The organism is Streptomyces sp. SID5785 (assembly GCF_009870065.1).
Taxonomy (GTDB): Bacteria; Actinomycetota; Actinomycetes; order Streptomycetales; family Streptomycetaceae; genus Streptomyces.
In genome coordinates this window covers 1-8,141 of sequence record NZ_WWIA01001102.1, presented here as the reverse complement: position 1 = coordinate 8,141, position 8,141 = coordinate 1, and the positions used below count along the sequence as shown (strand labels likewise).

The following is an 8,141-nucleotide window of genomic DNA, read 5'->3' as shown; positions in this document are numbered from 1 at the left end:
CGGGGCGGGGGTGCCCTCGGCCGGCGTCGCGGCGGGGGCCACGGGCTGGGCCGGGTCGGCGTCGGCGCCCGGCAGCGCGAAGTCCGCGCCACCGGTCCCCGAGGACGCGGGGGACGCGGGGGTCTCGGGAGACGCCGGGGCATCGGCGGTCGCGTCGGCCTCGGGCGCCGGGTCGAGGGCGTCGGCGGGCGCGACGGACAGGCCGGACGAGTCGGAGGTGGCCGACGGACCGGCGGTTCCGGAGGAGTCGGAGGTGCTGGAGGAGCTGGAGGAGTCGGAGTCGTCGGCGGGCTCGGCGTCGGACGAGAGTGCCTCCGCCGTGGCGGTGTCCGTCCCCTCGGTCGCCGCCTCCGCAGCGTCCGCACCGTCGGTGCCGTCGGTTCCTTCAGCGCCTTCCGCCCCCGTCGTCGTACCGGCCGAACCCTCGGGCATCGCGCCCGGCTCGCCGGCCAGGGGAGAGGTGCCGGAGGTGGACGGGTCGGATGAACCGGACGATCCGGGCGAGTTGGGCTCCTCGGGGGCGGCGGCAGCGGCCGGGGCAGGGGCCTGGTCCGGGGGCGTCTCGGCGGAACCGGCCGCCGGGCTCGCGCCGGACGGCTCGTCCTTGGCCGTCGTCCAGCCCTGCGGAATCCCGGTGCCCTCCGCGCCCGGAGCCCCCGGGGCCGCGGACTGCTGCTGTCCACCGAGCGCGGCCAGCTCCTCGAACTCCCGCTTCAGGGAAGCCGCGGAGAACCGCATCGTGGCCCCGCTCTCCAGGTCCCCGTTGCCCGCACCGGACTCCGGCTGCGGGGCCGGGGCCATGGGCGCGGGCGGGGTCGCCGGAGGAGCCACGGGCGGGGCCGGCGGCGCGACGGGCTCGGGCGTGCCCGCGTTCGACGCGTTCTGCGTGTACCAGGCCGGAGGGGCGTAGTCGATGGTGAACTCGCCCGTCATCTCGACACTGGACTCCGCGTCGGACTGATCATCGACGGGCGAATCCCAGCCCCCGCGGAAATCGTCCCGATCGCTGTTCACAATGCCTCCTGGTGTGGTCGAGCACCCTCGTGTCGTGCAAAGGGGAGACCGAGTCTGTTCGCCGGTCCGCCGGCTGCCCCTCGTTCCCGGCCCCCTGACGTACCCGCACCCCGCTCACGGGTGTACGCGGACGTCCGGTACCCAGCCTAATCACGAATACCGCGCGCACGGCAGGCCCGCCCCACCCGTCGACGCCGTCCGACCGGTCACAGAAGGTCCACTCGGCACGAGAACGGGCGCGGGCGCACGGCAAATCGCCGCGAAAGGGGCGCAGTCGGCCGGACTCAGTCCATCCGGCGTGCGGTTCCCAACAATCCGGTCTCGGCGTCCGTCGCCTGCGTCATCACGTACTGCCGGTCGCGGTCCGTGCACCACAGGGTGACGCCGTCGGCGAGCGTGGGCAGCGACTCGGACTCGCCGCGCGGCAGGCCCATCACACGGCCGATCTCCGCCGCCTCGTCCGGCGACACCCGCTGCACGCCCACGAGCCGCGCCTGCCGCATGAGCCGCGGCGCGACCGGGCTCAGATACGGCAGCAGCGTCAGCACCGACTGCCAGGGCGCCGAGGCGACCCGGCCGCGCGGCGGACGCATGCCGCAGTCCCGGATGACGAGCACCGGACCGCCGGCCGAAGCGCCCTGCGGAGGCACCCGGCCCACCTCGTGGAGCGTCATCCCGGACTGGCCGCCGCCCACCGCCTGCACGAGCTGCGCCCACTGCTGCGAGCGTCCCGTCTCGACGGCGACGCGCGCGCCGGTGGCGGCGGCCCGCAGCGCGAGCACCTGCGCCGTCCACAGACCGCCGATGAGCACGATGTCGTACGGCGTCGGGCGGTTGATGCCCATGACGGCGGGCTGGCCCTCGGCGTCCACGCCGACGACCACGCCGTCGTCCCCGATGGGCAACGACAGCGCGTCGAGATGCTCCGGGGTCAGCGAGTGGCGCTGGTGGCGCGGGCCCAGCAGACCGAAGCCGGTGCGCAGCCGCTCGGCGAGGTCGGGGGCGTGGCTGGTCAGGGCCATCAGCGGGCACCTCCGAGCGGCAAGGTGGCGAGAACGCCGGGCAGTTGCTCACGGTCCAGGCGGACCAGGCCGGTGCGCAGGCCGCGCGCGGCGCGCTCCAGGTCCCGGCGGGCCGTCGTCAGCTCGCTGTCGCTGCGGCCCGTGATCCGCAGATGGCCCGTCAGCGTGACGTCCTGCCGGTCGCCCGGGGCCAGCGTCAGGCTGAACGTCGTGGCGAGTGCGGGCACCGTGGTCAGCTGGGCGACGAGCTGGGGCAACGTCGAGCCCCCGCCGCCCAGTTGGGGCCAGCGGCGGACCCAGTACGTCGTGTGCCGGCGGTTGTCGCAGCGCCAGCTGCGGCTCGACTCCTCGGTGCGGCGCTGCGGCGCCTCGCTCCGGCCCGCCTGCGCGGTCACCATCGGATTGGCGCACGCGGACGTGGCGACCGCGGCGACCAGCTCCTCCTCGGTGAGCACGCTCGCCCGGAAGCCCGCACCCGCGAGACGGCTCGACAGGTGCTCGGCCACGCGCGCGAGGCACTTCTGCGCGCCGACCACGCCGCCCCCGCGGGCCGCGACGGCCTCCGGGCACAGCTCGGCGTCGAGCTTCAGCGCGATCCAGGTGATGCGCACCGCGGGCGAACCCGTCTGGGCCTGCAACGGCGCGTAGTTGCTCACCGCGACCGACTGCTGCGGCAGGTGCAGCGCCGGGGCCGGCTGGGTGTGCAGCACGACCTGCGCCGACTCGAGGCGGATGCCGTCGACCTCCAGCGCGTCCCGCACCAGAGCGACCGGCAGCGGGCGGCGGCTGCGCTCGGCCCGCAGCGCGGTGGCGTCGGACTCGACCTGGAGCACCGCGGTCAGGAAACCGCCGTCCCCGACCATGCCGACCGGGCGCTGGTCCCGGTCGTCGCCCCTGCTGTAGCTGTACGTGCGCAGGCTCGGGTCGCACTCCACGGCCGGGGCCAGACCCGGCTCCGTGCCCGGGGGCACCGCGTCGCCGGCCGCGCGGCGCCTGCGCGCGCGCAGGGCCAGCACCGAGCCCAGCCAGTCCGGCAGGGAGCGCCCGCGACGGCGGACCAGCGCGAGCAGCAGGATCAGCGCGGCGACGGCGCCCGTCGCCATGAGCGCGACCGTGCCGATCACCCAGCCGCACACCGCGAGCGCGGCGGCCAGCTCGATCATCACGAGCCGCTGCACGCCGAACGACCCGCCCCGGCCGGAGCGCGACTTCAGATGCGGTGCGACGGCGCCCCGGTACGGCGCGGCGGCGCTGTGGCCCCGCGCGTCCTGCGCGGGAATGTGTGGCGTCTGTGAAGGAGTGGGGGACCCCTGTGGGGAACCCTGCCGCGAACGGTCACCGGATCGTGACCTCGATTGCGACCGCGATCGAGCCCGCGTTGCGGAAGCCATCACTCCAAACCCCCCGAACTCTCCCGAAATCCCATGCGCACCGGCCCTTCGAAGGCTCCACAGCCCTCGGTGGAAGGCCTCAGCACCCTACCCGTGCCACACACGCACCGACGCAACAGGCATAGTAGGGGCCGGGTCTGACAGCCACGGCACGCACCAGAGGCCACCACAGGCAGGGGACGGCCGGACGGCCGGCCGAAGACGGGGGAACACGCCCCCACGGCTCCGCACGGGGAGAGAGCGGACACAGATGGCATCACGGCGGGACGAACTCAACGCCTACACCTTCGCGAAGCGACGCACGCTGGCGTCCTTCCTGCAGCCCTCCGCCTCCGGTTCGGAGGAGGGCGCCCCGCGACCGCTGCGCGCCGTCCTGCCCGGCAGCATCGTCGGCGTGGTCGTCCTCGCCGTCTTCGGCGGCATCGGCATGTTCAGCCCCACGGCGCCCAAGGGATGGGACGACCCGTACAAGCACGTGATCGTCGCCGACAAGTCGACCACGCGCTACGTCGTCATGAAGACCGACGGCGAGGTCCAGCTGCACCCCGTGCTCAACATGGCCTCCGCCAAGCTCATCCTCGAACAGGGCCAGGGCGACGTCGTCACCGTCGACGAGTCCGTCCTCGACGGCGGCGACGCCCCCAAGCACGGCGTCACCGTCGGCATCCCGTACGCCCCCGACCGGCTGCCCAGCCCCCAGGAGGCCGAGGCGGCCAAGCGCTGGATGGTCTGCGAGCGGCCCACCAGCGGCGGCACCGTCCAGCAGGCGACGTTCGTGCTCGGCAAGGACGACCGGAAGATCGCCGACGACGGTGACCGGCTGACCGGCGGCGAGCTCATGTACGTGGTCGCCGACGACAAGCAGAAGACCGAGTACGTGGTCGACGCGCACGGCGTCAAGTACCCGGTCAGCGCCGGCACCCCCAAGGAGAAGCAGCAGCTGCTGCGCGCCCTCGACGCGGTGAACCGCACCCCGCAGAAGGTCTCCGACCAGTGGCTGGCCACCCTCCACGAGGGCACCCCGGTCACCTTCCCCACCGTCGACGGACAGCCCGGCGCGGTGGCGGACACCCAGGGCTCACTGGACTCCGACGCGAACAAGGTCGGCACCGTGCTCGTCACCCGCGGCGCCGACCAGACCCGGCAGTACTACGTCGTCCTGCCCGACCGCATCGCCGACATCACGCCGTTCACCGCCCAGCTCCTCATCTCCAGCCCCGACCTGGCCCAGGTCAACGGCTCGGGCCAGGCCCGCCAGGTCGCGGCCGGCCAGATCGTCACCGACGGCGACTTCGCGGGCGACAACACCTGGCCGACCCAGGCGCCGAAGACCGTCAACGCGACCGACACCGGCGGCGGCCGCAACGTCGTGTGCAACACCCTGCGCGGCGTCGGCTCCCGCAACAGCACCACCCTGAGCACCTGGGCCGGCAAGAGCTTCCCCAAGGACCTGCCCACCGGCTCCTCCAGCGCCTACGTCACCCCCGGCTCCGGCCAGCTCTTCCGCCAGGTCATGGGCACCGACAGCAAGTCCGGCAGCCTCTTCCTCGTCACCGACACCGGCCTGCGCTACGCCATGCAGTCCAACAGCGACGGCGACGCCACCGGCAAGGGCATCGGCCTGTCCGACAAGCAGAAGAAGGAACTGCTGCAGCAGGCCCAGATCGCCCAGACCCGGCTCGGCTACGACAAGACGACCCCGGCGCAGGTCCCGGCCGAGTGGTCCAAGCTCCTGCCGACCGGACCCCGGCTGTCCGAGGCCGCGGCCCGCACGCCGCAGGGCTCCTAGCGCGAGGGACGGACACCGACGCATGCGAAACACACTCCGCGCCGCGGCCCTCGTGTCCGGCGCCACCGCCCTGACCGCCGGGCTGCTCGGCGGCGTCCTGCTGCCCGCGGCCCCGGCCGCCGCCGACACCGGCCAGTGCACCTTCGGCGGCGCCGCGTACAAGGGCCGCCCCTGGGCGCTGCAGCGCGTCAACCTCGACGAGCTGTGGCAGGAGTCGACCGGCAAGAACGCCCGCGTGGCCGTCATCGACACCGGCGTCGACATCAAGAACCCGCAGCTCGCCAAGGCCGTCGACGTCCGCAGCGGCGCCAACTACCTGCCCAAGAAGAACACCAAGGGCGAGAAGATCGAGGACCGCGGCAACAACACCGGCACCACCGACACCGTCGGCCACGGCACGCGCGTCGCCGGCATCATCGCCGCCCGCCCGGACGAGAAGCACACCGGCTTCGTCGGCCTCGCCCCCGACGCGAAGATCATCCCGATCAAGCAGAACGACGCCGAGGGCAACGGCACGGCCGACCTGCTCGCCGACGCCATCGGCCACGCCGTCGCCGAGAAGGCCGACGTCATCAACATCTCCCAGGACACGGCCAACGCCGCCGAGCCCACGCCCAAGCTGCGCCAGGCCGTCGAGGCGGCCCTCGCCAAGAAGATCGTCGTCGTCGCCTCCGCGGGCAACGACGGCCTCGGCGGCAAGGCCGGCCGCACCTACCCCGCGTCCTACCCCGGCGTCCTCGCCGTCGCCGCCTCCGACCGCAACAACGAACGCGCCTCCTTCTCGCAGGCCGGCGAGTGGGTCGGCGTCGCCGCCCCCGGCGTCGACATGATCTCCACCGTCCCCCAGGGCGGCCACTGCCCCGACAACGGCACGAGCTTCTCCGCCCCCTACGTCGCCGGGGTCGCCGCCCTCATCAAGTCCAAGCACAAGGACTGGACCTCGGCCCAGGTCGTCGCCCAGATCGAACAGACCGCGGAGCGCTCGGCCGCGCAGAAGGACGAGTTCGTCGGCTGGGGCGTCGTCGACCCGGTGGCCGCCCTCACCCAGGACGACCACCCCGTCGAGTCCCCGGCCCCCCAGGAGGGCGTCACCCGCGCCAAGGCCCCCGAGGTCCCCCCGCTCCACTTCGGCGAAACCGCCGACGAACGCAACTCGCGCCTCGGCACGTATGCCGCCGTCGGCGCGATCGTGGCGGTGGTCGGCCTGAGCGGAGCCGCGGTAGCGATCCGCGACGCGCGGCGGCGGCGGACCTGATCCCTGACGTCCGGGCTCAGGCCTCGAGCAGCCGTGTCAGCGCCACGAGCGCGGCGGTGTAGGCCAGGCACAACGCCAGGGAGCCCAGCAGGGAGCGCCAGCACCTGGCGGGGCGTGCGACGACGAGCAGGCGTGCCGTCGCCGCCGCAAAGGTGAGATGCAGTAACGAGGTCGGCACGTACCAGGCGTAGTCGCGCCACGGCCGGACCACGGGATAGGCGAGCAGGACCAGGCCGACGAGCCCGATCAGGCACGCCAGCGCGGCAGTGATGTCGAAGACCCGTGTCCACCCCCACGCGGACAGCTCGGTGCGGCGGCTGGTGTCGAGTTCTCTCGGGAGTCTGCTGTCGATCATGCGCCGGACCCTAGGCCCGGGCCCAGGGGGTCGTGGACCACCCTTCCCTCTTTCGGGGGAAGCGCGTGCGGAGCTCCGCCCCAACTGGACTGAAGAGAAAGCTCACTTCAGACAGTTGTCGGTCTCTCGTCGCTGATGTGGACGTCGTCATGATGAGCCCCCACATCACACGGAGGGAGAACCGGATGACGTTGAGAGTGACGCCGGACGATCTGAGGGGATACGGACAGCAGGTGGGGCGAACCGCCGACGACGCCCACGAGTGCCGCAGGTACTGCGATCGCCACACCAGCATCCCCTGGGAGAAGACAGGCCTGATCGGTCTGATTGCGGCGACGCACTTCAACACCGTCTCGGAGACGAACTCCGCACTCGACCGGATCCGGGAGGTCCTGGACGCGGCCCGGGACGAACTCAGGCGCAGCGCCCGCTACTACGAGCTCACCGACCGCCGCGTCGCGGTGCAGGTCGATGCGACGTATCCCGTGGTCGATCGGCCTGCACCACTGTCCAGCTGACCCTCCGGCGACGAACAGAACGAGCGAGTCATGTCAGAGTTTGCCGACGTAGCCGACGCGACGTCCTTTCTGAAGGCGCCGAGCGGGCTGGCCGAGTATTCGCTCGGTCCCGCTCTGGACCTGGCCAACGAGTGCCTGGACCTCGCCAGCCCGACGTACTGGATGACGGAAGTCCTCAACGCGGTGTTCGGGTTCAACCCGCTGGACGAGGTGATGAAGGCCCTCGTCGGGGACTGGGAGGCCTACTCCAGATGCGGTCAGGCCTGGGGCCACGTGGGCGAGGCCTTCGGCGCACTGGCACAGAACATCACCGCGGGCAACACGACGCTGGACCGCACCTGGGACGGCCACGCCGCCGACGCCGCATTCACCTACTTCTACGGTCTCAGCAGCCGATTGAGCGATATCGGGGCCGAGTTCGACACGCTCCGCGGAGGGTACGAGGACGCGGCGCAAGCCGTGTACTTCGCGGCCAAAGCCCTCAAGGACTACCTCTCCGGCCTCTCGGACAAGGCAGTGATCGCCGCCCTGGAGCTGGCCGCAGGCTCCGCTCTCTCGGTCACCGGCGTGGGCGCCGTGATCGGGTACGGGCTGGCCGGCCTGGAGGTGGCCGCCATGCTGAAGCAGTGGGGGAGGGCCACGGAACTCCTGGGCAAGACCCAGGGCCTCGTGCTGGGAGCCGTGGCCACAGTGGAGGTGGCCTCGTCCGCCATCACCAAGCTCACCACCGAATTCGTCAAGGTCAGCGCCTACGACCACCCCGCCCCCACTGTCTGACAAGGAGCCCCCCCATGCCC

8 protein-coding genes are annotated in these 8,141 nt (G+C 72.6%); 4 read left to right on the top strand and 4 right to left on the bottom strand.

Annotated features, from left to right (window positions below):
• The 3 genes from GTW43_RS35920 to eccE form a co-directional block, all read right to left on the bottom strand.
• Positions 1 to 1,014, bottom strand: a 1,014-nt coding sequence (locus tag GTW43_RS35920) for an SCO5717 family growth-regulating ATPase (RefSeq protein ID WP_343246224.1), incomplete at its 3' end; no start/stop codon positions are given.
• 284 nt (positions 1,015 to 1,298) lie between these two features.
• The gene (locus GTW43_RS35915) at positions 1,299 to 2,036 is read right to left on the bottom strand and encodes a hypothetical protein (protein WP_161306165.1); all 738 of its coding nucleotides are present in this window, start codon (positions 2,034 to 2,036) and stop codon (positions 1,299 to 1,301) included.
• Positions 2,036 to 3,427 (bottom strand): type VII secretion protein EccE, encoded by a 1,392-nt coding sequence (eccE, locus tag GTW43_RS35910; RefSeq protein ID WP_161306164.1) that lies wholly within the window; start codon positions 3,425 to 3,427, stop codon positions 2,036 to 2,038. Before eccE ends, GTW43_RS35915 begins: the two co-directional genes overlap by 1 nt.
• 250 nt (positions 3,428 to 3,677) lie before the next feature.
• Here eccE and eccB point away from each other — a divergent pair, with 250 nt between their 5' ends.
• Positions 3,678 to 5,216: a type VII secretion protein EccB gene (gene eccB, locus GTW43_RS35905; RefSeq protein ID WP_161306163.1), complete on the top strand. Its 1,539-nt coding sequence runs from the start codon at positions 3,678 to 3,680 to the stop codon at positions 5,214 to 5,216.
• A gap of 22 nt (positions 5,217 to 5,238) precedes the next feature.
• A complete protein-coding gene (gene mycP, locus GTW43_RS35900) occupies positions 5,239 to 6,471 on the top strand; it encodes a type VII secretion-associated serine protease mycosin (RefSeq protein ID WP_161306162.1) in 1,233 nt (410 codons plus the stop codon).
• 16 nt (positions 6,472 to 6,487) lie between these two features.
• Here mycP and GTW43_RS35895 read toward each other — a convergent pair whose 3' ends face one another.
• Positions 6,488 to 6,826: a hypothetical protein gene (locus GTW43_RS35895; RefSeq protein ID WP_161306161.1), complete on the bottom strand. Its 339-nt coding sequence runs from the start codon at positions 6,824 to 6,826 to the stop codon at positions 6,488 to 6,490.
• A 137-nt stretch (positions 6,827 to 6,963) separates the two neighbouring features.
• Between GTW43_RS35895 and GTW43_RS35890 the strand changes: the two genes are divergently transcribed.
• Both GTW43_RS35890 and GTW43_RS35885 read left to right on the top strand, forming a co-directional pair.
• Positions 6,964 to 7,344, top strand: coding sequence for a type VII secretion target (locus GTW43_RS35890; RefSeq protein ID WP_161306160.1), 381 nt, complete (start codon positions 6,964 to 6,966; stop codon positions 7,342 to 7,344).
• Between the two features lie 30 nt (positions 7,345 to 7,374).
• Positions 7,375 to 8,121 carry a hypothetical protein gene (locus GTW43_RS35885; RefSeq protein ID WP_161306159.1) on the top strand — a complete coding sequence of 249 codons (747 nt, stop codon included), beginning with the start codon at positions 7,375 to 7,377 and terminating at the stop codon, positions 8,119 to 8,121.
• Positions 8,122 to 8,141: the final 20 nt, after the last annotated feature.

Excerpts from the sequence above, each read along its gene's own strand:
- GTW43_RS35915 (WP_161306165.1), bottom strand. The coding sequence starts at position 2,036 with ATGGCCCTGACCAGCCACGCCCCCGACCTCGCCGAGCGGCTGCGCACC.
- eccE (WP_161306164.1), bottom strand. The coding sequence starts at position 3,427 with ATGGCTTCCGCAACGCGGGCTCGATCGCGGTCGCAATCGAGGTCACGA.
- eccB (WP_161306163.1), top strand. The coding sequence starts at position 3,678 with ATGGCATCACGGCGGGACGAACTCAACGCCTACACCTTCGCGAAGCGA.
- mycP (WP_161306162.1), top strand. The coding sequence starts at position 5,239 with ATGCGAAACACACTCCGCGCCGCGGCCCTCGTGTCCGGCGCCACCGCC.
- GTW43_RS35895 (WP_161306161.1), bottom strand. The coding sequence starts at position 6,826 with ATGATCGACAGCAGACTCCCGAGAGAACTCGACACCAGCCGCCGCACC.
- GTW43_RS35885 (WP_161306159.1), top strand. The coding sequence starts at position 7,375 with ATGTCAGAGTTTGCCGACGTAGCCGACGCGACGTCCTTTCTGAAGGCG.